Consider the following 24,723-nt stretch of genomic DNA (forward strand, 5'->3'; position numbering starts at 1 on the left):
TTTTAATTGCATACAAATTCAATAACTGGCATGGTAATCACCATGACGCTGGAATCCTTCCGCGCAACTCTATTATATAAAAAAAGTAGAAAGGAGTAAGTAATGAAAAAGTTAGTGCTCGCCACGTTACTGGCAGGAATCGCCTTCAGCGCCACCGCAGCAGACACCATCCGTTTTGCGTCATCAGCCACCTACCCGCCATTTGAGTCACTGGATGCCAGCAACGAAATTGTCGGTTTTGATATGGATTTGGCGAAAGCACTGTGTAAACAAATGCAAGCCACCTGTACGTTCACCAATCAGGCGTTTGACAGCCTGATCCCTGCGTTGAAATTCCGTCGCTATGACGCAGTGATTTCCGGTATGGATATCACCCCGGAGCGCAGCAAGCAGGTCGCTTTCACGCAGCCTTACTATGCCAACTCTGCCGTAGTTATCGCGCAGAAAGGGAAATTCAGCGATTTTGCTGCAATGAAAGGTAAACGTATCGGTATGGAAAATGGCACGACGCACCAGAAATACATGCACGATAAGCACACGGAAGTACAAACCGTCTCTTATGACAGCTATCAGAACGCAGTGCTGGATCTCAAGAATGGCCGTATCGACGGCGTATTCGGTGATACCGCTGTCGTCAACGAGTGGATTAAGACGAACCCGGAACTGGCAACAGTTGGCGAGCATGTGACTGACGCTGAATACTTCGGCACCGGGTTAGGTATCGCCGTTCGTCCCGATGACAAGGCGCTGCTAGAAAAACTGAATAAAGCGCTGGATGCCATCAAAGCCGACGGCACGTACAAAACCATCAATGATAAGTGGTTCCCGCAATAAGGTTCGATCTGCGCAGTGTGATATCGTATGAAATCATGCATATAACGCCGCTTTTTTGTCGTCCAGGCGTAAAAAATTGCGCTGAGGTGATCGTTACCGTCGAGTGAGCGGCAGGACGCCGCGAAAGACAGTGCCGCGTCGGGAACGCGTCACTGGCGGCTCGAAAAGCGGGAACTATCACCGAAGGCGCCGCGCAGCGGCGCAATTCACGCCAAAAGCCAATGGTCAAGGAGCTGCGGCAATTGAGCGCTCCTTGTCGGGCGTGTGATGAAATCATAGAAAAGCACTAGAATTGACACGCCCGAAACTTTCATACTGTCGAACATGGATACAACAACGTAGTAAATTGCTACCGAGATATTTTTTATTACATACAGTCATCGCTTATCAAGCGCGCTTCAATAACGTCAGTACTTCGTAGTGCGCCGTGTGCGGGAACATGTCGAACAGCTGTACGCGCAGCGCGCGGTAGTTCGCCAGTTCCGTCATGTCTTTTGCCATGCTTTCAGCGTTGCAGCTGGAATAGAGAATATAGTCCGGTGCCATCCGGCTCAGGTAAGCGCACAGTTCACTGCCGATACCGCGACGCGGTGGATTGACCAGCACCAGTTCGGGGATTTCTGATTTTGCTGTCGCGAACTGCATTGAATCCAGCGCCTGAAACTCCACCTGTTTAAGCCCCAACTGTTCTGCGGAGCGACGCGCGCAGGCTATCGCTTCGGCGCTGATTTCAATGCCCGTCAAACGCATGTCGGATGATGCGCAGTGCAGGCCAAAACCCCCAACGCCGCAAAACAGGTCCCACATGCTGGTAATCTTCAGTTCTGCCACCCAGTCGCGCGCCGTCGCATACAGCGCAGCTGCTACCTGTGGATTAGTCTGGAAAAAGCTTTGCGGACGGATATACAACGGCACCTGATTGAACTGCTCTGCCAGCGCCGCAGCATCACTCAGGATAATCTCCGTTTTCCCTTCCATAATCGCCTGATGCACGGGCTGGATATTAGCGGATATCACCTCAAGCTGGGGCAACTGCTGTTGTAGCCAAGGCAATGCGGCACGCAGCTGCGCCAACTTCGTTTCCGAGCGTAAGACAAAGCGCAGCATGAATGTACCGCGCTGCGTACTCTCAGTCAGCAGTAAGTATTTCAGTTCGCCACGGCGTCGGGCCACGTTATAAGGCGTCAGCCCCGCACGGGCGATAAAAACTTTAAGCACATCGAAAACTGGCGCGAAGCTGGTCGGATAAAGTGGGCAATCACAGAGATCCACCGCAGTTCCATCACGGTGTAACATCCCCAATAACGGGCGTTCCACACTGCCGCTCACCACCATTTTGGCTTTATTACGAAATGCAGTCTGCGCAGAAGGTTGCACCGGTATCCAGCGCTGTACGGCATGCGGTTGCAGCAAGCCTTCAAGGTGCTGCTGCTTATCAGACAATTGCTGTGGGTAGGCTTTTTCCAACCATTGGCAGGAACGACAGGTTCCCGTGTTGTAGCGGGCACAATGCATAAAAATCTAACTATTAAAATAATACAGAATGAGAGGATTATATCACCCTGACGGCGTCAGCCCGCGAACTTTCCGCTTGTTCATGGGCGAAGCCAGCAGCCGATTGGCTCAGGAGATAGAAATGTCTATTTCTGGCGCAGAAAAAAGCGCTTACTGCGCCGTGGCAGAAACAGTAAAACAATCACCAGAAGATCTGGGATTTTTTGTAGCAGGAGTTGATGCAGTACGGCGGCGTTGTTCTCTCCTGAAATATGGAATATCGCTGGCATAAATTCACTTAGCGACGCCAGCAAGAGATAACACACAACGATGCCCTGACAGACTATATAACCCCAACGCCCCCAATTCACGCCGGCCAAAACGGCAAAGCCACAGCGGATCTCAATGCCGACAATAACGAGCGATAACAGTAACACCAGCGTCGAATCCCAGGCTTCCGCGTTGCTACCAATCCAGCCGCTTAAATCGCTGAGCCCTAACTCCCACACTAGCAGCAAAATCCCCAAAAAACGGGTAGCTATAATAGCAATCCCCGCCACCATAACTGGCACCGGGGCATAAACTTTGCGTTGTGTCATTTCCTTCTTTGTGTACAGAATTTCAACGCTCTCCCTTCATGCGGCATTTATCCGCCAAAAATACAGCACCACGATAAAATTCGATGCCAATATAAAACGTGATACGGATATAAAACGTGATAGTCATATAAAACAACAACGCCCCCATCCTCTGGCGGCGTTGCTGGAAATCTTCGCTAGGCTAACAAATTACGATGAGAAATCGAATCAGCCACGTCTCGCTTTTTGCATATCGCGATAACGCTGCTTCTCTGCTCTCGCCATAAACCACCAGGCGATAAGCCCAATAATACCAACGACTAACAATATCAGGGAAGCCAATGCGTTAATTTGTGGATTAACGCCCATTCTGACGCTGGAGAACACCAGCATTGGCAGCGTTGTCGATCCCGGCCCCGCCACGAAGCTAGCGATAACCAGATCGTCCAGCGACAGCGTAAACGCCAGCAGCCAGCCTGAAAGCAGCGCAGGGGCAATCATCGGCACCGTGATAATGAAGAAAACTTTGAGCGGGTTTGCGCCCAGATCCATCGCGGCTTCTTCAATCGAACGATCCAGTTCACGCAGACGAGCACTGATCACCACGGTGACATACGCGGTGCAGAACGTGACGTGCGCCAGCCAGATGGTGAACATTCCCCTCTCTGCTGGCCACCCAATCGCATGCCCTAATGCGACAAAGAGCAACAGCAGCGACAGACCGGTGATCACATCCGGCATCACCAGCGGTGCCGTCAGCATAAACGCAAACCCATTAGCGCCACGGAAGCGACCAAAACGCACCATCACCACGGCGGCGATCGTCCCAAGAATCACGGCCATCGTGGCCGAGGCGGCAGCAATCGTCAGGCTCAGAAGCACCGCGCTGATCATCGCCGTATTGTGGAATAGCTCGACATACCAACGCGTCGACCACCCCGCCCATACGGTAACCAGCTTGGAGCTGTTGAACGAATAGATGACTAACATCAGCATCGGCGCATAGAGGAACGTAAAACACAGCACCAAAATCACAATACGCCACGGTGAGCGAACAACAGGTAAATTATTCACGCTTCCCCCTCCGCGGTTTTGCTCTGATGTTTGTGGAACCACATAATTGGCATAATCAACAGCAGCAGCATGACGATGGCAACAGCGGATGCCACTGGCCAATCGCGGTTATTAAAGAATTCCTGCCACAGAATACGGCCAATCATGATGCTGTCCGGCCCGCCAAGCAGTTCTGGAATCACGTATTCCCCCACCGCGGGGATGAATACCAACATCGAGCCCGCAATAATTCCGCCTTTCGTTAGCGGGACGATCACGCTGAAAAAGGTTCTGAGCGGTCGTGCCCCCAGATCCAACGAGGCTTCCACCAGCGAATAATCCAGCCGTGTCAGCGCGGTATAGATAGGCAACACCATAAACGGCAGATAGGAATAGACGACGCCGATATAAACCGCCAGATTGGTATGCAGAATGATCAGCGGTTCATCAATCACGCCCAGCCACAGCAGGAAATTATTCAGGATACCGTTATTTTTCAGAATCCCCATCCAGGCATAAACGCGAATCAGAAATGACGTCCATGACGGCAGAATCACCAGCAATAGCAAGATATTACGCGTTGAGGGTTTACTGTGCGCCACCGCCCAAGCTAGAGGATAGCCAATAAACAAGCAGCACAGCGTCGACACCGCAGCAACCTGAAGCGATTGCATATAGGCATCGAAATACAGCGGATCGTCCAACAAATGCAGGTAGTTCCCAAGATTCAGGGAAATATCCAGCTTGTCGTCCATCCAGGAAACCAGATCGGTATAGGGCGGAATCGCTCGCGCCATCTCAGCAAAACTGATTTTAAATACGATCAGGAACGGCAGCATGAACAGCAGCAGCAGCCACAGATACGGCAGTGCGATAACCAGCTTGCGCCCATGTTTTTGACGCCAACGCGCCATCAACACTCGCAGCCAGAGTTTGGCCTTGCCCGGTGGTTCCGCCGTGTGATGTTCAGGAAATAAAGTCATGGCATTCTTCCTCGTTACACCGTCAGAACCACACAGCTATCCGCATCCCAACACAGCCGAACCTCATCTCCCCAGGTCGGTGTGCCTTTGCGATAGCGGTAGGCATTTTGTAACTGCGCGCTGATAGTTTGCCCACTGTTGAGCCTGACGTGGTAAATCGACAAATCGCCCAGATAAGCGATGTGCACAACTTCGCCCACCGCGAAATTACAGCCGTCAGCCGGAACCTCTTCGCACAGCATGATTTTTTCAGGGCGCAACGCGATGTAAACCGGAACGCCATCGACCACTGAGACATCTGAATCGACTTTCAGCGAGTGCACCAGCCCAGGGCTTTTGATGATCAGCGCATCGTCCTGACGTTCCTGCAATATCCCTTCAAACATATTAACCGAACCGATGAATTCTGCGCTGAAACGCGTATTCGGGTGCTCATAAATCTCTTCAGGCTCGCCAATCTGTACGAACTTGCCGCGATTCATGATGGCAATACGACCAGCCATAGTCATGGCTTCCTCCTGATCGTGCGTCACCATCACACAGGTCGCCCCCACGCGCTCCAGAATATCGACCACTTCAAGCTGCATGCGGTCGCGTAATTTTTTGTCCAGTGCCCCCATCGGCTCGTCTAACAGCAACAGCTTTGGACGCTTCGCCAGACTACGTGCCAACGCAACACGCTGACGCTGACCGCCGGAAAGTTGATGCGGTTTACGATTGGCGAACTCCTGCATGTGCACCAGCGATAGCATCTCTTCCACGCGATCTTTGATTTCTGCACGCGGTAACTTGTCCTGCTTCAAACCAAACGCGATATTCTTTTCCACCGTCATGTGTGGGAACAGCGCGTAAGACTGAAACATCATATTGATGGGACGCTGGTAAGGCGGCACCAATGACAAATCCTGACCATCCAGAACAATCTGCCCCTGCGTGGGGAGCTCAAAACCTGCAAGCATACGCAACAGCGTGGATTTCCCACAGCCGGAGGCACCCAGCAGAGCAAAAATTTCGCCTTTATAAATCGTCAGGCTGACATCATCGACGGCGGCCTGACCATCGAACGACTTCGTCAGGTTACGCACTTCCAGCAGCGGCGTGGCCGCTTTTTGAGGTTTTGATTGAGGGCGGGGGATTGCGTCATTCACTTCGCATTGCTCTCCGGCAAAAGCAGAACAAGTCACACCGCTGATGTTGCCAGTAGGCACTTTTACATTCAGCGGTGTGACACAATATAGAGCGCGAACAGGCGGTATCTCCGCCTGTTCTTTGCCACATTAATACTCGTCATACTTCACGTTGCATGTGCGTTGGCTACGTTCACTCACCCGAATCACTTACTTGAGTAAGCTCATCGCGACTCCTTCGCTTGCCGCCTGCCTGAAACTTGAATTATTTAGAGTATTTTATACCCATCCATTCTTTAGTTGCCGAAACCAGCAACCATCAAGCGTTTGGATAACTATCCAGATCCAAAAGGCTATTTGCCGCTTTTGACCTTGGTCCATGCACGAGTACGTGTACGGTCAATCTGAGGAGATTGTACCTTGAGCGTAAACATTTTAGCGCGGACATCGGCTGGCGGGTAAACGCCTGGGTTGTTACGAATATCTTCGTTCACCAAAGGCAAGGATGCCAGATTACCGCTGGCGTAATACGTGTGATTACTGATCTCAGCCATTACTTCCGGCTTCATCAGATAATCCAGAAACGCGTAGGCTTCATCCAGATTTTTAGCATCTTTCGGAATGGCAAGGACATCAAAGAATGCCAATGCACCTTCTTTCGGAATGCTGTATTGGATATTTACCCCGTTCTTCGCTTCTTTCGCACGGTTCCCCGCCTGCATGATATCGCCAGCCCAGCCGACTGCAACGCAGATGTCGCCGTTAGCCAGATCGTTGATGTACTGCGATGAATGGAAGTAACGAATGCTTGGGCGTAATTTCAGCAACAGGTCGGTCGCTGACGTGGTGTAATCACCCGGTTTGGTGCTGTTCGGATCTTTACCCTGATAGTTCAATACCGTGGCAAAAATCTCTTCTGGTGCATCCAGGAAGGATACACCGCAGCTTTTCAGCTTTTCCAGATTCTCTGGCTTCAATACCAGATCCCAGCTGTCAACCGGCGCATCGGTACCCAGCGCGGCTTTAACTTTATCAACGTTATAACCAATGCCGGTGGTCGCCCACAGGTAAGGCAACGCATATTTATTATCAGGATCGTGCTGCGCAATGAGCTTCATCAGCTCAGGATCCAGATTTTTGTAATTCGGCAGTTTACTCTTGTCTAATGGCTGAAACACTCCCGCTGAGAGCTGGCGCTCAAGGAAGCTGGCAGAAGGTACCACCAGATCAAAACCCGTGCTGCCCGCCATGAGCTTGCCTTCCAACACTTCGTTGGAGTCAAACACATCATAGACAACTTTAATGCCGGTTTCTTTCTGGAAATTGGCTAACGTGTTCGGTGCGATATAGTCGGACCAGTTATAAACATGCAGCGTTTTCTCTTCCGCAGATGCGGTGACGGACGCGGCCATCAGCAAGCCGGTAACAACACCCGATAGCCATTTTTTACGTTGGGTGAACATCCGTTCCTTCCTCCATTCAAGGGGGTGATTCATAAGAATGAGTATGTATCGTTCCGATACAAAATATGTCCTGCCGCGCTATCCAACTGGTGAATGAGTATGCACCGGTTTTTATTCGCTCAGACACAGACATAGCCTTGATTAGGCAGTCTGTCCCTTACAGGAATAAAGCATAACCCCACAACATCGTACGTACCATACTTGAACGTAAAAAATGGGTTTTAACGATTATTTATTCACATTTTATCGATGTGATGAAGGCGTTTAGCGACAAACAAAGAGAAATATCTGGCAATAATGCGAAATAATCAGAATAAATGGCGGCGAAAGGAAAATAAGTAAAACCGATTGCTGCCGTTGGCAGCAACCGTATCAATGCAAATGTGAGGTCGTGACTACGACAGCAGAGCCCTCTTCTTCCTCACCGATAAACAGCAGATTATTAGCACCGGCTTCAAGAATCACCATCGAGATCTGTTCTTCGGATTGCTGCATAAAATGTCTGAATTGTTCCAATGTCATTCCTGCAGCAACGCTGAATGACTGGCAGACAATCAGTTTTGGCAGGTTATCGTCTTGAACGTCGATAAACGCTTTGACGGTCAACGAGCTGGCATTGATTTGGCTCAGATCGCCGACCAGAGGAATGAGTGCGCTGGGTTTCACTTCAGCAAGTGCGGAAAATAGGATCACATTGTCTACCAGATCAACTTTCGCATCGAACACGCCATCAAAATTTTGCATATGAGGAAGATGGAGTGCCTGACAGGAATCACATTCGAAATACAGAATATTCAGTTGATCCAGCCACCGCCGTAGCATAGCCAAATCCGGGACGATGAGTGAATCCATCATGTTTGCCTCATACCTGCCACCATTAAAGACAGCGTTGTTGAAAAGGGAACACCGCTCACGCAAAAACGATGTTAAAAACGGCCCATAGCTTACGGAATATTGTGCGACGATGCCATTATAAAAGTACCTCACTATGTGCATTCCTCGCTCCGCAATGCGGCGACACATTCACTCAACCTGACGCCGATGCCCACACGCCAAGGGATAGCACCCTATTTTACGGCGCAGTATCTGTTTCAGAAAACTAACTTTTTCCTATTGTTGGCGATGTTGCGACGCGCCTCTGAGTATTTTGCTCAATAAATTCAATCATCATGTTAGCAATATCGAGCCCGGTCGTTGTTTCAATCCCTTCCAACCCCGGCGAAGCATTCACTTCCATCACCAGCGGCCCACGGTCGGCACGCAAAATATCAACACCAGCCACATTCAGACCCAATGTTTTCGCCGCTTTGATGGCAATCGCACGCTCCTGCGCCGTAATTTTAACTTTGTTCGCCGTACCACCGCGGTGCAGGTTTGAACGGAATTCTCCCGCTTTCGCCTGCCGCTCAATGGCCGCAACAACCCGATTGCCAATCACAAAACAGCGAATGTCCCTACCCTGAGCTTCGTGCACGTATTCCTGCACCAGAATATGGGCATTCAACCCGCGAAACGCATCAATCACGCTTTCCGCCGCCTGCCGCGTCTCAGCTAATACCACGCCAATCCCCTGCGTACCTTCCACCAATTTCACGACCAACGGCGCACCGCCCACCATCGCAATCAGATCACCGGTATCATCCGGCGAGTGAGCGAATCCGGTGACCGGCAGGTCAATTCCCTCGCGGGCAAGCAGTTGTAATGAGTGAAGTTTGTCACGAGCACGAATCACCGCAACAGAATTATTCAGCGGGTAGCTTCCCAGCATTTCAAACTGCCGCAATACTGCCGTGCCGTAAAAGGTAATTTGTGAACCGATACGAGGAATAACCGCATCGTATTTATCCAACCGGCGTCCGCGATAATGCACCGACGGTGCCGCCGAATTGATATTCATATAGCAGGAAAGCGGATCAATAATCTCAACGCTGTGCTTACGCGACTCAGCCGCTTCACGCAGACGTTTGCAGGAATATAACGACCCATCACGAGACAGAATGGCTATCTTCATAAATATCCTACAGATACTAGCGTATCGCCCATCCTTGTTGATGTAAGTAGTCCAGCATGAATGGACGTAACTCTTTTTTCAGCGTCAGTTCAACATGCTCACTCCAGCTTTCACGGCGGCTGCCGGTACGCTGCAGATAATATTCCACCATGTGCTGGTCGTATTGTGCCAACACATCGCGGTCGAGCGGCTGATAGACATTTTCATGCAGCATCATAGCGGCTGGCATACGCGGTTTCAGTTGCGGTTCGGCGTCCGGGTGCCCAAGGCACAGGCCAAACAGCGGCATCACCAGCGTTGGCAATTGCAGTAACTGCGTCACGTCAGCAATGCGATTGCGAATACCGCCAATAAACACCCCGCCCAACCCCAGCGATTCAGCCGCAACCAGCGCATTCTGCGCCATGATCGCGGTGTCGACACAGCCAATCAGCAATTGCTCGGCCAGCCCCGTTTCTGCCTGTGGGAAAATCTCAACATGGCGGTGAAAATCGGCACAAAAGACCCAAAACTCTGCCGCCTGCGCCACATAGGCTTGCTCGCCAGTATAGTGAACCAGTGTTTCACGCACGGCAGGATCGGTAATACGAATAATCGAACTGCACTGTAAAAAGCTGGAGCTGGACGCACTTTGTGCGGAGGTAATGATCGCGTGGCGTTGTTCATCCGTTACAGGCTGAGACGTAAACGCGCGGATGGAACGGTGGCGTTGTAGCAAATCAATGGTTGGTGTCACACTGGCATCCTTGGGTCGGTAAAATTATTTCGTTATCTATACCCTAAATAATTCGAGCTGCTGGACAAAACATTGGCGTTTTGAACAACGCAAAGCGTTGGCCCGCAGGCAGAGGCCCACAACGGGGCGAGTATTTGAACACAGCCAACGCACATGCAGCTTGAAGTATGACGGGTATAATAGCTTCAACAAATCGTTGTAACAGGTAATGACTACTTTTTTTCATCAATGAATACGGGCATAGTAGCGCGATTCGCAGTAACCTCATTAACCGTAACATTTTAAGCCGTGACCTTGTCTGCAACAGGCGTCACGCTATGCGTTTCAAGAATGAGAACATTTTTCTAATTTTACGAAGGAGTTTACATGTTCGCTGTAATTTTCGGGCGCCCTGCTTGCCCTTATTGTGTACGTGCGAAAGAACTGGCAGAGAAACTGGCCGAGCAACGTGATGACTTCAGCTTCCGCTATGTAGACATTCACGCAGAAGGCATCTCGAAAGAAGATTTGTCCAAGACAGTAGGAAAGCCGGTTGAAACCGTGCCGCAGATTTTCCTGGATGAAAAACACATCGGTGGCTGCACTGATTTTGAAGCCTATGCCAAAGAGCATCTGGCGCTGTTCCAGTAATAATCCCTAGACTGGCGAGACAAGAGCGCGGCGAAAGTCCGCGCTTTTTTTATGGGCCCTTGTCCAGAACCCACTCAGCGTAAATAGCGTCGATACAGACTGCGTAAACACATCACGCCCAGCGCTCCCAGCACACACCAAAAGACCGCACTCATCACATAGGCCAGTTCTTGCCAGAAAGACCGCATCGGCGTGTTCCACAGGTGAAGCACCAGTAAACACACCGGCATCGCTGCCAGCGCGCCAAACAGCGGGTAAAGCAGGCGACCACGTGCGGAAAGAAAACACGCCACCATACCGGGCAGCAGAAAGAGTAACATACCCGGACTGCCCCGCAGTCCGTCATTCACCGCGACATCCGATACTTCAATCTTTTGACTCAGAAATACCACGGTGAACAATAGAAAACAGCAGGTCGCACCGACCCAACCTTTATTTTTTGCCATAAATCGCCCCCTATCAATATGCCTCCCAATCTCCATCGACCAGATACCGAAAGCGTTCGGTATGGTAAACATGATCGGTGTATCTATTCCCCGATATGAAAAACATGAGGCTTCGCTATGATTTATTCGACGTATAGGTCGTCCGCAGAAAAAGACGATGACCTGCGTATTTCGTCAACAGCGACACCACAATCATTAAATTAAACAATAATTACACTGAACAATTTTTATCGGATAAATTATACTGAATGAGGCTGATTCCTTTCAGCTGACGCGTATTGATACCGTCACGGGAATTCATGCATTTCATGGCTAAATCTAGCCGCTATAATGAATAACATCAAGAACTTACTGGTAAACAACAAGTTACATTCCATGAATATAAACGTCGCTGATTTGTTAAACGGGAATTACATTCTGCTTTTATTCGTGGTTCTTTCATTAGGACTCTGTCTGGGGAAATTGCGCCTCGGGCCAGTACAACTCGGTAATTCTATTGGCGTTTTAGTTGTTTCTTTATTACTCGGCCAACAACATTTTTCGATTAATACCGAAGCGCTGAGCCTCGGTTTTATGTTATTTATTTTCTGCGTAGGAGTGGAAGCCGGGCCGAATTTCTTTTCTATTTTCTTCCGCGATGGGAAAAATTATTTCATGCTGGCGCTGGTGATGGTCGGCAGCGCCATGTTACTGGCATTAGGTTTAGGTAAACTCTTTGGTTGGGGAATCGGCCTGACAGCGGGAATGCTGGCAGGATCGATGACATCGACACCAGTGCTGGTCGGTGCAGGTGACACGCTGCGCAATACCGCCAGTTTGGGTGGTCAACTCAGTATTGAACAAGATCATTTGAGTCTGGGCTATGCGCTGACGTATCTGGTCGGGCTGGTGAGTCTCATTTTTGGTGCACGCTATCTGCCTAAACTCCAGCATCAGGATCTTCCCACCAGCGCGCAGCAAATTGCACGCGAGCGCGGGCTGGATGTCGACAGCCAAAGAAAAGTGTATTTGCCCGTGATTCGAGCCTACCGCGTCGGACCTGAGCTGGTTGACTGGGCGGCGGGAAAAAATCTGCGCGAACTGGGGATCTATCGTCAGACCGGCTGCTACATCGAGCGTATTCGACGCAACGGAATTCTGGCCAATCCCGACGGCGATGCCGTTTTGCAAATCGGTGACGAGATCGCATTGGTCGGCTACCCCGACGCACACTCTCGTCTGAATTCCAATTTCCGCGATGGCAAAGAAGTTTTTGACCGTGATTTGCTGGACATGCGCATCGTGACGGAAGAAATTGTCGTCAAGAATCACAACGCCGTCGGCAAACGCCTCAGCCAATTGAAACTGACTGACCACGGCTGCTTCCTTAACCGTATTGTCCGCAGCCAGATAGAAATGCCGCTTGACGATAACGTTGTGCTGAATAAAGGCGATGTCTTACAGGTCAGCGGTGACGCCCGTCGGGTAAAAAGCATTGCTGACCGAATCGGGTTCATTTCTATTCACAGTCAGGTCACCGATCTACTGGCCTTCTGCGCCTTTTTTGTTATCGGCGTGATGGTCGGGCTGATCACCATCCAGTTCAGCAACTTCACCTTTGGCATCGGTAACGCAGCCGGATTGCTCTTCGCCGGTATCATGCTGGGTTTCCTGCGCGCCAACCACCCGACTTTCGGCTATATTCCGCAAGGCGCGCTTAACATGGTCAAAGAGTTTGGCCTGATGGTCTTTATGGCGGGCGTGGGCCTGAGTGCTGGCAGCACCATCAACAGTAGCCTGGGAGAAGTGGGTATCCAGATGCTGGCTTCAGGGCTGATTGTCAGCCTTGTCCCGGTGGTGATTTGTTTTCTGTTCGGCGCGTATGTACTGAAAATGAACCGAGCGCTGCTGTTTGGTGCCATGATGGGCGCGCGGACCTGTGCACCAGCCATGGAGATCATCAGCGATACCGCACGCAGTAATATTCCTGCTCTCGGCTATGCGGGTACCTACGCCATCGCTAACGTGCTGCTCACATTAGCGGGTTCACTTATCGTGGTTATCTGGCCTGAATTGCCCGGCTAACAAAATGTAAAAAAACGTGAATTCTTTCTAGAAAACTCAGAACTTTTTCTTTGACCCACAGTCTGAATAAGTGCCACTGCTTTTCTTTGATTCCCCTTATTGAGGAAGCCCATCGTTCCCGCCTTTCAGGTTCAAGAGCGATGGGCGTTTTCTTTTCTGCCTTATACTCGTCATACTTCAAATTGCATGTGCGTTGGCTACGTTCAAATACTCGGCCCGTCGTAGGCCTCGCCCTGAAGGGCCGCTGCAAGCAGCGTTCAAATCTGCTCCCGGCAGATTTGTCACCCGAATCACTTACCTGTGTAAGCTCATCGGGATTAAATGAGAGACATCTTGTCTCTCACCGAAGGCCAGCCGCTGGTTGGTCAAATTCGTTCCCGACAAATTTGTCCTTCGCTTGCCGCGTTATTCGGCCTTATGGCCTCTCCCCTCCGAGGTCAGCGCAAGCGCTGTTCAAAAACGCCTTGCCGTTTTTGTCCTGAAATTTGAATTATTTAGAGTATACCTCTTCCCTATTTCCCGATGTCCACACATCCGCTATCACATTCACTTCATTTTTTGTTATTAAAATAACAAATATTAATTTTTTTGTTATTTTTGTGACATTAAAATCATTGAGTGCCATAATCACGCTATCTGATTTTTTATCGACACAACCAAGGATTTGCCATGACTGACTATGCACGCTATATCGACCACACTCTGCTGGCAGCAAACGCCACTGAACAACAAATCGTCACGCTGTGCGATGAAGCGATAGCGCACCATTTTTATGCCGTCTGTGTTAATTCCGGCTACGTTCCCTTAGCGGCCGAAAAACTGAAAGATTCACCGGTACAGGTGTGTTCTGTCATCGGTTTTCCTCTCGGTGCAGGCCTGACGTCTAGCAAAGCGTTTGAAGCGAAAGCGGCGATTGATGCTGGCGCCCAGGAAATCGATATGGTGATTAACGTCGGCTGGCTGAAAAGCGGGAAGATTAACGCCGTCAAAGCGGATATCCAGGCCGTGCGTGAGGTTTGCGCCGCTATACCGTTGAAGGTAATATTGGAAACCTGTCTGCTTGATGACGACCAGATTGTGCTGGTGTGTGAAATGTGTCGTCAGTTGGATGTCGCGTTCGTTAAAACATCTACCGGTTTCAGCACCGGCGGCGCACGCGAAGAACATGTTCGACTGATGCGCAATACCGTCGGCAACGAGATGGGTGTAAAAGCCTCCGGCGCGGTTCGCGATCGCGAAACGGCACAACGTATGATTGAAGCAGGCGCTACGCGCATTGGCACCAGTTCAGGCGTTGCTATCGTTTCAGGTGACGCAGCCGCAGCAGGAAACTACTAACAACAAAAAATAGCTTACTCGCAGGGAATTTTATGGAAACGCGGCGCGACGAACGAATCGGCAGACTGGCTCAGGCATTAAAGAAAACCGATAAACTCCATCTTAAGGACGCCGCACAGCTACTCGGTGTGTCCGAGATGACCGTGCGCCGCGATCTGAATGCAGATTCCACCAGCGTTATGCTGCTCGGCGGTTACGTCGTTAGCGATCTGAAGAATAACGGTGTCACAAACTATTTTGTCTCCGACCAGCAGACCAAACACGTAAGAGAAAAGCAGGCTATCGGTACCACTGCCGCCTATCTGGTGGAAGCAAACGATACCGTTTTTTTCGACTGTGGCACGACTATTCCTTTCATCATCGATGCGATTCCTGATGAGCTGTCTTTTACTGCGATTTGCTATTCCCTGAACACCTTTTTGGCGTTACAGGAAAAAAAGGCATGCAGAGTGATTTTATGCGGCGGGGAATACCATCCAGATAACGCGATCTTTACCCCGCTTAACCAACGCTGCGAGCTGGACAACGTTTGCCCGAATAAAGCCTTTATCTCTGCGGCAGGTATCGAACTTAACGCAGGCGCGACCTGTTTTAACTTTGCCGAACTGGGCATGAAGCAGCGTGCGATGGCGACCGCACAACGCATCATTATTGTGGCAGACAACAGCAAATTCGGTCAGATCAAACGCGCCTGTATCGGCCCGATGACGCTGTTTGATACGGTGATTTCCGACAGCGCCCCGAACGAATCCTACCTACGCTACTTCTCCAACAACGGCATTCAGTTAATCCATCCGGGGAAGTAGCGTCTGTCCTATAGTCAGCGTGATTGATAGCGTTAATGGAATAGAGGCTTAACCGAATAGTCCACCGAACCACTGCTGTACCTTCATCATCACCGTATCCCAGAGGCGGCTAAAGAAACCCGCCTCGGGGATATCATCCATCGCCACCAGCTGGCGCTGTCCGATACTTTTACCCTCCAGTTGGAAGTCGATGGTACCAACAACCTGATTCTTGGTTAACGGTGCAGAAAGCTGCGGCTGATTCAGCGTGAAGCTGGCTTTCAGATTCTTCATCTGCCCTTTAGGGATAGTCAGCGCAGCATCCTGTGCGACGCCAAGCCGCGCCTCTTTCTCTGTGCCAAACCACACTCGCTGCGTGGTAAAAGGTGCATCAGTCTTGATAGGCGTTACCGTTTCAAAAAAGCGGAAGCCCCATGTGAGCAATTTTTCGCTTTCACGAAAACGAATGGCATCCGTTTGCGCCCCTAACACTACGGAAATCAGGCGCATATTGCCTTCCGTTGCCGAGGCCACCAAATTGTGTCCTGCGCCGTTGGTATGGCCGGTTTTCACGCCGTCCACATTCAGGTTCGTGCTCCATAGCAGACGGTTGCGGTTAGGCTGGCGAATATTATTGAAGGTGAACTCTTTTTCCTTGTGCAATGCATACTCTTCCGGCACGTCGCGAATCAACGCCTGCCCTAGCAGGGCCATATCGCGCGCGGTGCTGTACTGCCCCGGCGCATCGAGGCCGTGCACAGTAAGGAAATGCGTATTCGTCAGGTTAAGCGCCTTCGCATAATTGTTCATCAGGCTGACAAACGCATCCTGGCTGCCCGCAACGTAATCCGCAAGCGCGATGCTGGCATCATTGCCCGACTGAATGACAATCCCTTTATTTAACTCAGAAACAGGGATGCGATCGCCTGGCTTAAGGAACATTAGCGACGAACCGCGCAGCGCCGGATTACCCGTTGCCCAAGCATCTTTTCCTACCGTGACTTCATCCGTCGGACGAATTTTACTGGATTTGAGTGCCTGCCCAATCACATAGCTCGCCATGATTTTTGTCAGGCTGGCAGGATCAAGTCGCTCATCGGCGTTGCTCTCCGCTAGCACTTTACCGCTATCGTGATCGATCAGGATAAAGGCTTTGGCGTCAATCTGCGGCACGGCTGGCAACTGTTCCGCATAGGTGAGAGGCACCAAACCAACAAGCAGTACCGTACCTATAGAGAAAGACGTGAGTTTGGTCAGGAAAGGAGTTGTTTTCATGAGTTCGCCGCAATATCCATCAGTCGTTAAAAATTATTAATTTTCAATATGTTTTGAAAACTTTAGTAACATACAAAGGTAACGCGTCATCTCTGGGATGAAAACCATCGTTTCTGTAAAGATAGTCAAAGAAATGAAAGTCTCTAAAAAAATGCAGATAAAGAAAGGACTTAGGGGAAATAAGGAATATCTGAAAATGCTAGCAGCACGCCACAATCAGAAAAAATAGAGAATGGCACGAGGAGCCATGGCAGTACAGCCTCCCCTCGTGCCTGAGCCTAGCCTCTAGCGCCGTTCGCGCTTATCGGCGCGTTTCGACAACCAGTCACCCAGCGTCTGCACCACCTGCACTAAAATAACCAGCGCAATCACGGTAATCACCATGACCTCGGTTTCATAACGGTAATAACCGAAGCGAATCGCCAAGTCGCCCACGCCACCGCCGCCGACAATACCCGCCATCGCCGAATAGCCGATGAGGCTCACCAGCGTAATCGTCAGGCCACGCAATAACCCTGCTTTCGCCTCTGGCAACAGCACCGTGCCGATAATGCGCATCGGACTGGCACCAAAAGCTTCGGCCGCTTCCACGATGCCGGGATCGATCTCACGCAGCGCGCTATCCACCAGACGGGCATAAAACGCAATCGCTGCGACAGACATCGGCACCGCCGCCGCCACAGGTCCAATGGTATTGCCCAACAGAATCTGTGTAAGCGGCAGTAGCAACACCAGCAGAATAACGAAGGGAATAGAACGGATGATATTCACCAACACCGTGCCAAACAGATAGACGGCGCGGTTTTGCCAGAACAGATTCCTGTCCGTAACGTAAATCAGCAACCCCAGCGGTAAACCACCGATCACAGCAAACAGCGTGGAAATACCCACCATCTGGAACGTTTCACCGAACGCCGCGAGCAGATCGATCCATAAATCAGCCATGTAGCACCTCCACGTTCGCCGTTCTTACCTGAATATGTTCCACTGCTTCCGCCACTTTTTCGGGGTCGGATGGATGAGTCAATAGCGCCACGAGTATACCCAACGCACGATTACCGATGTATTCAATCTTACCGTGCAGGATGTTGACGGATACACCAAAGCGCGTCGCCACGTCCGACAGTACCGGTTGCTCCGCTGATTCACCGACGAACAGAATCTTCAATAATGTGCCCTGTAAATCCTCCAGCAAACGAGGCGGCAAGGCGAGATCCAGCGTATGGGAGACTAGTTGGCGGGTAAACGCGTGCTGCGGTGTAGCGAAGATATCGAAAACATCGCCCTCTTCCACAACTCGACCGCCCGTCATCACCGCGACCCGATCGCAGATGGCCTTAATCACGCTCATCTCATGAGAGATCAGCACGATGGTAATGCCCAGTTTCTCGTTAATCTCTTTCAAGAGCGTCAGAATGGCGGCTGATGTTTCCAAATCGAGCGCCGAGGTCGGCTCATCGCACAGCAACACTTCGGGATCGTTGGCAATCGCTCTGGCGATGCCTACTCGCTGCTTCTGACCACCGCTGAGCTGTGCCGGATAAGACGACGCTTTATCTGATAGCCCGACCAGATTTAGAATTTCCGGCACGCGCAGAGCAATTTCCGCATTGGATTTGCCAGCCGCTTTCAGGCTAAACGCGACGTTTTCTGTCACGGTACGCGTCTGCATCAGGTTGAAATGCTGAAAGATCATGCCGATTTTTTGCCGCTGTTCCCGTAGCGGCTGCCCTGCTAATTCGCTGATAAGCACACCATTAACAAGCACTCGGCCGGAGGTCGGTCGCTGCAAGAGGTTGATGGTTCGCAGTAGCGTACTTTTCCCCGCGCCGCTGGTGCCAACAATCCCGTAAACCTCTCCGCGCTGAATGTGCAGCGACACGTTGTCTACCGCGAGATTTGATGGTTGCTTCCCTTGGGAGAAATCAACGCTTACCCCTTCTAACTGAATCATTATCCGCAAACTCCTGGCCTGAGCGGAAAAGAAGAAAGCCGGTCATAGACCGGCCAAATGATATTTCTGTATAGCTCGACGCTTACTGTGCAGGCGCTGGCGTTTTCGCCTGCATCCACTCTGGCTTCTGGAACTGGCTATACATCAACGCTGGATCGTTGATCACAGCCGCGTAGGCCGGTGATTCTACGATCGCTTTTGTGTCTTTCACGAATGGCTTATCGAGATCGTCGGTACGCACAGCAATAATATTCTTCAGATTCTCATCCAGCGTTTCCAGCTTGATGGCCGATGACAGTTTCATGCCCGACGCCAGCGCAAAATTGCCGTTAACCAGCGATGCTGTCACGCTATCCAGCGTACGAGGCAGTTGTGCCGCTTCCATCGGTTTGAAAACCAACCCACGTGGGTTTTCAAGAATATCTTTCTCAGAAGCCTTGGTTGGATCGATATCGGCCTTAATCGTAATCAGCCCCATCGATTGCAGAAAACGCAGGCCACGCGCCAGATTGGTCGCGTCGTTAGAGAGCGTGACGACGTCCCCTTTTTTCAGCTCATCTAGCGATGTGATCTTCTTCGAATAGAAGCCCATGCTGGCTGTCGGCACAACGATCAGTGGAGAAATTTTTAACCCTTTATCGGCGGCAAATTTCTCCAGATACAGCGTATGCTGGAAAAGGTTGGCGTCAATGCTGCCGTTGGCCAGTGCCAGATTGGGCTGAACGTAATCACTGAATTCACGCACGACGACTTTGTAGCCTTTTTTCACCAACTCAGGTTTAATCGCCAGATTCACCATGTCACCATACGGCCCCGGTGCCACGCCAAACGTGATCGTCTGCGGATCGCTACTGGCCATAGCAAGTTGCATGCTGGCAGCAAACAGCGTGATGCCCAGCGCGGCGCGAACAGAATGCGTCAATTTCATTGTGTAACTTTCCTGTCTGAATGTAACTTGCTGTCATTATTAAGAATGACAAGTTAAATCATAAAGACTAAAAAGGCATATCATTATTTCTCATCGACTGTCGCAAACATCTGAACATCCTTTATGCAGAAAGAGGTAGGTATGATAACGATTTGGGGTCGTGACAATTCGACCAACGTCAAGAAAGTCCTGTGGTGCGCGGAAGAACTTGCGCTGTCTTATCAGCATATTGTGGCTGGCGGGCAATTCGGCCGTAACCATGATGCCGATTATCTGGCGATGAACCCTAATGGCCTCATCCCCTGTTTACAGGACGATGATCTGGTGCTGTGGGAATCCAACACTATCGTGCGTTATCTGGCGGCACAGTACGGTCAGAACTCGCTGTATTTCGCTGATGCGGGCGAACGTGCGGGTGCAGAAAAGTGGATGGACTGGACGAGCTCGCTTGCGGCTTCTTTCGGCCCCGTGTTCATTAATATGGTGCGTGTCGCGCCGGAAAAACGCGATATGGCATTGGTACAGAAAGGCATAGCTGAATGCGAACGTCTGTTCGGTATTGTTGATACGGTTCTGGCTCGTCAGCAATGGCTATCCGGCGATCGGTTTGGCGTGGGCGATATTCCGTTAGGCTGCGTGGTCTACGGCTGGCTGAATATGCCGATTGAACGTCAGACACATCCTCATCTGGAGCGCTGGTATCAGCAGCTAACCGAGCGTCCGGCTTATCAAAAACACGTCATGATCCCGCTGTCTTAAGTGAATACAGGCACCGCAAGGTGCCTGATTTTGCTGACAAAGTATGCAGAGCGGTGATAATGGGTAGATCGTAAAGACGCTGCAAGTACATCCCTTGTATCTTGAACTAGGTAGTGGGTGATGGTTAGCTACCATCACCTGAAACAGGGTGAATCTGGTACGTCCTATAAGGCCAGACCTTGTCTTACAGCTGAGATCCCCTGTTTCACCTTTCACGCCAGCATCAACTTTGAACGGTAGCCAGGAGCATAGACTCCGCATGAACAAGGAAAATGGGCGTGATGGTTATATGTGAAAGGAGACACGTGTGATTCAGTTAGGTATTGATGTCGGAAAAAGCAAAATAGACTTATGCCTCAGGCCAGATGGCCCGAAAGGTCGCAAGAAAACCAAAATACTGACTAACGGACCTGATGTCGCAGTCAGCGTTCTGGAATGGCTGGCAAAGCAGAAAGTCGCTCCCACGGATGTTCAGGTGGTGATGGAGTCAACAGGCACTTACCATGAACATCTGGCTTACGGCCTTTATGAGCGGGCTGTACGCGTTGTCATTGCCAATCCTGCCCGCGTCCGTGCCTTTGCTCAGGGCATGGGTATCCTCACTAAAAATGATACTGTCGATGCTGACGTTTTAGCCCGGTATGGAGCTATGCGTCAGCCGGATGTGTGGCAGCCCCCTTCTCCCGCTATCCACGAACTAAAAGCACTCCTCAGCAGACGTGATGCGTTGGTACACGATGTGGGTCGTGAAAAAAGCCGACTCGAGAAACTTCTCTCAACGCGATGTTCATTGCTGGTTGAAGCCTCTGTCAGAAAGATGCTTCAGGTGCTGAACAACGAACTGCAGGTGGTACAAGCGCTGATTGATAACCATATCGATAACCATCCTGATCTGAAACGGGATATGGAATATCTGACGTCGATAAAAGGGATAGGGTCAGCAGTCGGGAGTACAATGCTGGTAGTCCTGAGGGGAAATCACTTCATCAGTGCAGAACAGGCAGCATCCTGGGTGGGGGTTGTACCTAAGGAAAAACGCTCAGGAAGCTCTGTCCGCGGCAGAACAAGACTATCAAAGAATGGTCCTCCAGAAGTGAGAGCCAAACTCTTTATGGCTGCAATAGTTGCCGTCAAACACAACCCTCTGCTCAAACAGTTTTATGATCGCCTTCTGGCGGCGGGAAAAGCGAAGATGTCAGCGCTGGGTGGGGTGATGAGAAAGCTGGTACACATCTGCTACGGTGTAGTGATGAAACAGCAAAAGTATGACGAGAATTACGCTACAGCAGCTTGACGATCAAGACGGTAGCTGTAAGCTCGGATTGCGCCATCCCTGGCGCAAACTCTTTACTCTTCTATCCCATTACCCCCGTTCTCGTTCCGTAAATGGATTTGTCAACAGGGCACCACGCGGTGCCTGATTTTTTACTCCAGCCCGACCTTCAACAATTTGCCATTGTCGTGATCGGTCAGCAAATAGAGGTAACCATCAGGCCCCAGCCTTACGTCGCGGATGCGTTCACCCCGGTCGGTCAACAAACGCTCTTGTGACGCGACCTTGTCACCCTCAAGCGTAAGACGAATCAGGTTCTTCTCTGCAAGCGCACCGATAAAGACCGAGTTTTTCCACTCCGGGAAACGATCGCTGTTATAGAACGCCATTCCACTGATGCCTGGTGATTTTTCCCAGTAGAAATCGGGATTCACCATCCCTACGATCTCTTTTCCTTTCGCTTCTGGGATTTTCAGCCCGGAATAGTTGATGCCATGTGTTGCAATCGGCCAGCCGTAATTTTCGCCCGCTTTGGGAATGTTGATCTCATCGCCACCTTTCGGGCCATGCTCGTTTTCCCACAGCACGCCAGACCAAGGGTTAATCGCCAATCCCTGTGGATTACGGTGCCCATAAGACCAGATTTCCGGCCGCGCGTTAGATGTGTTAACAAACGGGTTATCGGACGGCACCTTGCCATCTGCCGTCAGACGAACAATTTTACCCTGTAGCTTATCCAGATCCTGTGCGGTCGGGCGCTCGTTGTTTTCACCCAGTGCGATAAACAGGTGCCCTTGTCGATCAAAGGCCAGCTTGCCGCCAAAATGGTTACCCGTCGACAGCTTGGGTTCCTGGCGGAAGAAGACTGTGAAATTCTCTAACCGTTTATTATCTTCAGAAAGTTTGCCATACCCGACAGCGGTTCCCGCTTTGCCATCGCTCCCCTCTTCGGCAAAGCTCAGGTAGATACGCCGATTCTGCGCAAAATCCGGTGATAATGCGACTTCCAATAACCCCCCCTGTGATTTGGCAAAGACTTTCGGCACGCCAGCGATGGGAGCTGATAACGCGCTACCCGCTTTCCATAAGCGTAAATTCCCGGCACGTTCCGTGATCAAGATTCCCTGTTCTTCCGGCAAAAACGCTAATGACCACGGGTGATCCAGTTTATCTTGCAATTCTGTCACCTTCGGTTCCGCCGCTAACAGTTGGCTGGAAAACAGCAGCGTTGCGCTAAGCAGCAACCAGTGTGGCGCAGCAGAAAATCGTCGTAACACCGAATGTGAAGCAGAATTGCGAGGTATCAAGCAAGCGGACATAGCGTTGTCTCCATCCAACAAAAGTCCTGTAAATTTAGGCGGCAGGCGGTGTTTGTGCAAAAAAACGGGGCGAGGTTTACATTTATTGAAGAAATCCGTCGGTCAAAACATCTTCGTCACAGCGATAAAATGCTGAGTTTCACACCACTGACTATAAGGATAATCAACTATGGTGTAGAATCCTCCGGTTTTTATTTTCTGTTTATTTTGTGAGCGAATAATATGCAACAACCCCGTATCGGCTTTGTTTCCCTCGGTTGCCCGAAAAACCTCGTCGACTCCGAGAGGATTCTGACCGAACTGCGTACTGAAGGTTATCAGGTCGTGCCACGTTATGACGACGCTGAACTGGTGATCGTCAATACCTGTGGTTTTATTGACAGCGCCGTACAAGAGTCGCTGGAAGCCATCGGCGAAGCGCTGAATGAGAACGGCAAAGTCATCGTGACGGGCTGTTTGGGTGCCAAAGAAAATCAAATACGCGAAGTGCACCCCAAGGTTCTGGAAATTACCGGTCCGCACAGCTACGAGCAAGTGCTGTCACACGTACATCAATATGTCCCTAAACCGACGCACAACCCGTTTACCAGTCTGGTTCCCGAGCAGGGCGTGAAACTCACGCCGCGTCATTACGCCTATCTAAAAATTTCAGAAGGCTGTAACCACCGCTGTACGTTTTGCATCATCCCTTCTATGCGTGGCGATTTGGATAGCCGCCCAATCGGTTCAGTACTGGATGAAGCGAAACGTCTGGTCGATGCTGGCGTAAAAGAGCTGCTGGTGATTTCTCAGGATACCTCGGCGTACGGCGCAGATGTGAAGCAGCGCACTGGCTTTTGGAACGGTCAACCGGTCAAAACCAGCATGGTCAGTCTGTGTGAGCAACTGGCATCGCTGGGTGTGTGGGTACGCCTGCACTATGTCTACCCTTACCCGCACGTAGACGATGTGATCCCATTAATGGCAGAAGGTAAAATTTTGCCTTATCTGGACATTCCGCTCCAACACGCAAGCCCGAAGATTCTCAAACTGATGAAGCGTCCGGGCGCGGTAGAAAGAACGCTGGAGCGCATTAAGCGCTGGCGCGAAATTTGCCCAGATTTAACGCTGCGTTCGACCTTTATTGTCGGCTTCCCCGGCGAAACGGAAGAAGATTTCCAGATGCTGCTCGACTTCCTGAAAGAAGCCAAACTTGACCGTGTAGGCTGTTTCAAATTCAGCCCAGTCGAAGGCGCAGCGGCAAATGAATTGCCAGGTCAGGTGCCGGAAGAGGTTAAAGAAGAACGTTTCCACCGCTTCATGCAGCTTCAACAGGCGATTTCTACTCAACGCTTGCAGGATAAAATTGGCCGTGAAGTGCTGGTGCTGATCGATGAAATCGACGAAGAAGGCGCAATTGGTCGCAGTATGGCTGATGCCCCTGAAATTGATGGCGCAGTTTATCTGAACGGCGAAACTAGCGTGAAAGTCGGTGACATCGTCAAAGTGAAAGTCGAACACGCAGATGAATACGATCTGTGGGGTAGTCGCGTTTAATACGCTTATCACGCCAGCTTTTCGGCCCGAAAGGCTGGCGTTTTATTTTCATGCCATATCGGGCTGAATGCTGAAAATTCAATCAACAAACCGCCCGTTCCTCGCCTGCATCTTGCGTCCCCCTGTCAGGTAAAGTA

The 24,723-nt window shown here is 50.7% G+C and carries 23 protein-coding genes; 8 read left to right on the forward strand and 15 right to left on the reverse strand.

Annotated elements, in window-relative coordinates; genetic code table 11:
- The first annotated feature begins 102 nt into the window (after positions 1 to 102).
- Positions 103 to 834: an arginine ABC transporter substrate-binding protein gene (artJ, locus tag DUT67_RS12620; protein WP_113631877.1), complete on the forward strand. Its 732-nt coding sequence runs from the start codon at positions 103 to 105 to the stop codon at positions 832 to 834.
- A 387-nt stretch (positions 835 to 1,221) separates the two neighbouring features.
- On the opposite strand, the gene rlmC is transcribed toward artJ, so the two are convergent.
- The 9 genes from rlmC to nfsA all read right to left on the reverse strand — a co-directional run bounded on the left by rlmC (position 1,222) and on the right by nfsA (position 10,279).
- On the reverse strand, positions 1,222 to 2,349 hold the full coding sequence (gene rlmC, locus DUT67_RS12625) for a 23S rRNA (uracil(747)-C(5))-methyltransferase RlmC (protein ID WP_113631876.1): 1,128 nt from the start codon (positions 2,347 to 2,349) through the stop codon (positions 1,222 to 1,224).
- 125 nt (positions 2,350 to 2,474) lie between these two features.
- Entirely contained in the window at positions 2,475 to 2,927 is a 453-nt protein-coding gene (locus DUT67_RS12630) for a YbjO family protein (protein WP_113631875.1), read from the reverse strand.
- Positions 2,928 to 3,134: 207 nt separating this feature from the next.
- A complete protein-coding gene (potI, locus tag DUT67_RS12635; RefSeq protein ID WP_113631874.1) occupies positions 3,135 to 3,980 on the reverse strand; it encodes a putrescine ABC transporter permease PotI in 846 nt (281 codons plus the stop codon).
- The gene (gene potH / locus DUT67_RS12640; protein ID WP_048260659.1) at positions 3,977 to 4,942 is read right to left on the reverse strand and encodes a putrescine ABC transporter permease PotH; all 966 of its coding nucleotides are present in this window, start codon (positions 4,940 to 4,942) and stop codon (positions 3,977 to 3,979) included. The genes potI and potH overlap by 4 nt, the downstream gene beginning before the upstream one ends.
- 14 nt (positions 4,943 to 4,956) lie before the next feature.
- Positions 4,957 to 6,090 carry a putrescine ABC transporter ATP-binding subunit PotG gene (gene potG, locus DUT67_RS12645; protein ID WP_011094218.1) on the reverse strand — a complete coding sequence of 378 codons (1,134 nt, stop codon included), beginning with the start codon at positions 6,088 to 6,090 and terminating at the stop codon, positions 4,957 to 4,959.
- Between the two features lie 332 nt (positions 6,091 to 6,422).
- Positions 6,423 to 7,532: a spermidine/putrescine ABC transporter substrate-binding protein PotF gene (gene potF, locus DUT67_RS12650; protein ID WP_113631872.1), complete on the reverse strand. Its 1,110-nt coding sequence runs from the start codon at positions 7,530 to 7,532 to the stop codon at positions 6,423 to 6,425.
- 372 nt (positions 7,533 to 7,904) lie between these two features.
- On the reverse strand, positions 7,905 to 8,384 hold the full coding sequence (locus DUT67_RS12655) for a YbjN domain-containing protein (protein ID WP_113625919.1): 480 nt from the start codon (positions 8,382 to 8,384) through the stop codon (positions 7,905 to 7,907).
- Positions 8,385 to 8,631: 247 nt separating this feature from the next.
- Positions 8,632 to 9,543 (reverse strand): 30S ribosomal protein S6--L-glutamate ligase, encoded by a 912-nt coding sequence (gene rimK, locus DUT67_RS12660; protein ID WP_113631871.1) that lies wholly within the window; start codon positions 9,541 to 9,543, stop codon positions 8,632 to 8,634.
- 16 nt (positions 9,544 to 9,559) lie between these two features.
- Complete coding sequence (gene nfsA, locus DUT67_RS12665; RefSeq protein WP_113631870.1) at positions 9,560 to 10,279, reverse strand: oxygen-insensitive NADPH nitroreductase; 720 nt, start codon at positions 10,277 to 10,279, stop codon at positions 9,560 to 9,562.
- Positions 10,280 to 10,645: 366 nt separating this feature from the next.
- Between nfsA and DUT67_RS12670 the strand changes: the two genes are divergently transcribed.
- On the forward strand, positions 10,646 to 10,909 hold the full coding sequence (locus tag DUT67_RS12670) for a GrxA family glutaredoxin (protein WP_113631869.1): 264 nt from the start codon (positions 10,646 to 10,648) through the stop codon (positions 10,907 to 10,909).
- Between the two features lie 74 nt (positions 10,910 to 10,983).
- Here DUT67_RS12670 and DUT67_RS12675 read toward each other — a convergent pair whose 3' ends face one another.
- A complete protein-coding gene (locus DUT67_RS12675) occupies positions 10,984 to 11,355 on the reverse strand; it encodes an inner membrane protein YbjM (protein WP_048260665.1) in 372 nt (123 codons plus the stop codon).
- A gap of 375 nt (positions 11,356 to 11,730) precedes the next feature.
- Between DUT67_RS12675 and DUT67_RS12680 the strand changes: the two genes are divergently transcribed.
- From DUT67_RS12680 to deoR, 3 genes are all read left to right on the forward strand, one after another.
- The gene (locus tag DUT67_RS12680) at positions 11,731 to 13,419 is read left to right on the forward strand and encodes an aspartate:alanine antiporter (RefSeq protein WP_048261133.1); all 1,689 of its coding nucleotides are present in this window, start codon (positions 11,731 to 11,733) and stop codon (positions 13,417 to 13,419) included.
- Positions 13,420 to 14,088: 669 nt separating this feature from the next.
- The gene (deoC, locus tag DUT67_RS12685; RefSeq protein ID WP_113631868.1) at positions 14,089 to 14,757 is read left to right on the forward strand and encodes a deoxyribose-phosphate aldolase; all 669 of its coding nucleotides are present in this window, start codon (positions 14,089 to 14,091) and stop codon (positions 14,755 to 14,757) included.
- 32 nt (positions 14,758 to 14,789) lie between these two features.
- The gene (gene deoR / locus DUT67_RS12690; RefSeq protein WP_113631867.1) at positions 14,790 to 15,563 is read left to right on the forward strand and encodes a DNA-binding transcriptional repressor DeoR; all 774 of its coding nucleotides are present in this window, start codon (positions 14,790 to 14,792) and stop codon (positions 15,561 to 15,563) included.
- A gap of 48 nt (positions 15,564 to 15,611) precedes the next feature.
- Here the strand turns inward: deoR and DUT67_RS12695 are convergent, their stop codons facing one another.
- The 4 genes from DUT67_RS12695 to DUT67_RS12710 all read right to left on the reverse strand — a co-directional run bounded on the left by DUT67_RS12695 (position 15,612) and on the right by DUT67_RS12710 (position 19,699).
- A complete protein-coding gene (locus DUT67_RS12695; RefSeq protein WP_113631866.1) occupies positions 15,612 to 16,817 on the reverse strand; it encodes a serine hydrolase in 1,206 nt (401 codons plus the stop codon).
- Between the two features lie 285 nt (positions 16,818 to 17,102).
- Positions 17,103 to 17,762, reverse strand: a complete 660-nt coding sequence (locus DUT67_RS12700; protein ID WP_039300784.1) for a methionine ABC transporter permease — start codon at positions 17,760 to 17,762, stop codon at positions 17,103 to 17,105.
- Entirely contained in the window at positions 17,755 to 18,771 is a 1,017-nt protein-coding gene (locus tag DUT67_RS12705) for a methionine ABC transporter ATP-binding protein (protein ID WP_113631865.1), read from the reverse strand. Before DUT67_RS12705 ends, DUT67_RS12700 begins: the two co-directional genes overlap by 8 nt.
- An 82-nt stretch (positions 18,772 to 18,853) precedes the next feature.
- Positions 18,854 to 19,699 (reverse strand): MetQ/NlpA family ABC transporter substrate-binding protein, encoded by an 846-nt coding sequence (locus tag DUT67_RS12710; protein ID WP_101781684.1) that lies wholly within the window; start codon positions 19,697 to 19,699, stop codon positions 18,854 to 18,856.
- Positions 19,700 to 19,840: 141 nt separating this feature from the next.
- On the opposite strand from DUT67_RS12710, the gene DUT67_RS12715 reads away from it, so the two are divergent.
- Positions 19,841 to 20,458 (forward strand): glutathione S-transferase family protein, encoded by a 618-nt coding sequence (locus tag DUT67_RS12715; protein WP_113625762.1) that lies wholly within the window; start codon positions 19,841 to 19,843, stop codon positions 20,456 to 20,458.
- A gap of 307 nt (positions 20,459 to 20,765) precedes the next feature.
- Positions 20,766 to 21,752, forward strand: coding sequence for an IS110 family transposase (locus tag DUT67_RS12720; protein ID WP_113631864.1), 987 nt, complete (start codon positions 20,766 to 20,768; stop codon positions 21,750 to 21,752).
- 131 nt (positions 21,753 to 21,883) lie between these two features.
- Here DUT67_RS12720 and DUT67_RS12725 read toward each other — a convergent pair whose 3' ends face one another.
- Positions 21,884 to 23,050 (reverse strand): PQQ-dependent sugar dehydrogenase, encoded by a 1,167-nt coding sequence (locus DUT67_RS12725; RefSeq protein ID WP_113631863.1) that lies wholly within the window; start codon positions 23,048 to 23,050, stop codon positions 21,884 to 21,886.
- Positions 23,051 to 23,272: 222 nt separating this feature from the next.
- On the opposite strand from DUT67_RS12725, the gene rimO reads away from it, so the two are divergent.
- Positions 23,273 to 24,586, forward strand: a complete 1,314-nt coding sequence (rimO, locus tag DUT67_RS12730; protein WP_113625760.1) for a 30S ribosomal protein S12 methylthiotransferase RimO — start codon at positions 23,273 to 23,275, stop codon at positions 24,584 to 24,586.
- The last annotated feature ends 137 nt before the right edge of the window (positions 24,587 to 24,723 follow it).

Source organism: Pectobacterium peruviense (assembly GCF_003312355.2).
Lineage (GTDB): Bacteria > Pseudomonadota > Gammaproteobacteria > Enterobacterales > Enterobacteriaceae > Pectobacterium > Pectobacterium peruviense.

Bases quoted from the DNA above. Each gene is read 5' to 3' on its own strand.
- DUT67_RS12695 (WP_113631866.1), bottom strand. From the start codon at position 16,817: ATGAAAACAACTCCTTTCCTGACCAAACTCACGTCTTTCTCTATAGGT.
- DUT67_RS12630 (WP_113631875.1), bottom strand. From the start codon at position 2,927: ATGACACAACGCAAAGTTTATGCCCCGGTGCCAGTTATGGTGGCGGGG.
- potH (WP_048260659.1), bottom strand. From the start codon at position 4,942: ATGACTTTATTTCCTGAACATCACACGGCGGAACCACCGGGCAAGGCC.
- DUT67_RS12655 (WP_113625919.1), bottom strand. From the start codon at position 8,384: ATGGATTCACTCATCGTCCCGGATTTGGCTATGCTACGGCGGTGGCTG.
- rimK (WP_113631871.1), bottom strand. From the start codon at position 9,543: ATGAAGATAGCCATTCTGTCTCGTGATGGGTCGTTATATTCCTGCAAA.
- DUT67_RS12675 (WP_048260665.1), bottom strand. From the start codon at position 11,355: ATGGCAAAAAATAAAGGTTGGGTCGGTGCGACCTGCTGTTTTCTATTG.
- DUT67_RS12680 (WP_048261133.1), top strand. From the start codon at position 11,731: ATGAATATAAACGTCGCTGATTTGTTAAACGGGAATTACATTCTGCTT.
- artJ (WP_113631877.1), top strand. From the start codon at position 103: ATGAAAAAGTTAGTGCTCGCCACGTTACTGGCAGGAATCGCCTTCAGC.
- potF (WP_113631872.1), bottom strand. From the start codon at position 7,532: ATGTTCACCCAACGTAAAAAATGGCTATCGGGTGTTGTTACCGGCTTG.
- deoC (WP_113631868.1), top strand. From the start codon at position 14,089: ATGACTGACTATGCACGCTATATCGACCACACTCTGCTGGCAGCAAAC.
- DUT67_RS12715 (WP_113625762.1), top strand. From the start codon at position 19,841: ATGATAACGATTTGGGGTCGTGACAATTCGACCAACGTCAAGAAAGTC.
- deoR (WP_113631867.1), top strand. From the start codon at position 14,790: ATGGAAACGCGGCGCGACGAACGAATCGGCAGACTGGCTCAGGCATTA.
- rimO (WP_113625760.1), top strand. From the start codon at position 23,273: ATGCAACAACCCCGTATCGGCTTTGTTTCCCTCGGTTGCCCGAAAAAC.
- DUT67_RS12670 (WP_113631869.1), top strand. From the start codon at position 10,646: ATGTTCGCTGTAATTTTCGGGCGCCCTGCTTGCCCTTATTGTGTACGT.
- rlmC (WP_113631876.1), bottom strand. From the start codon at position 2,349: ATGCATTGTGCCCGCTACAACACGGGAACCTGTCGTTCCTGCCAATGG.
- DUT67_RS12700 (WP_039300784.1), bottom strand. From the start codon at position 17,762: ATGGCTGATTTATGGATCGATCTGCTCGCGGCGTTCGGTGAAACGTTC.
- DUT67_RS12705 (WP_113631865.1), bottom strand. From the start codon at position 18,771: ATGATTCAGTTAGAAGGGGTAAGCGTTGATTTCTCCCAAGGGAAGCAA.
- DUT67_RS12725 (WP_113631863.1), bottom strand. From the start codon at position 23,050: ATGTCCGCTTGCTTGATACCTCGCAATTCTGCTTCACATTCGGTGTTA.
- DUT67_RS12710 (WP_101781684.1), bottom strand. From the start codon at position 19,699: ATGAAATTGACGCATTCTGTTCGCGCCGCGCTGGGCATCACGCTGTTT.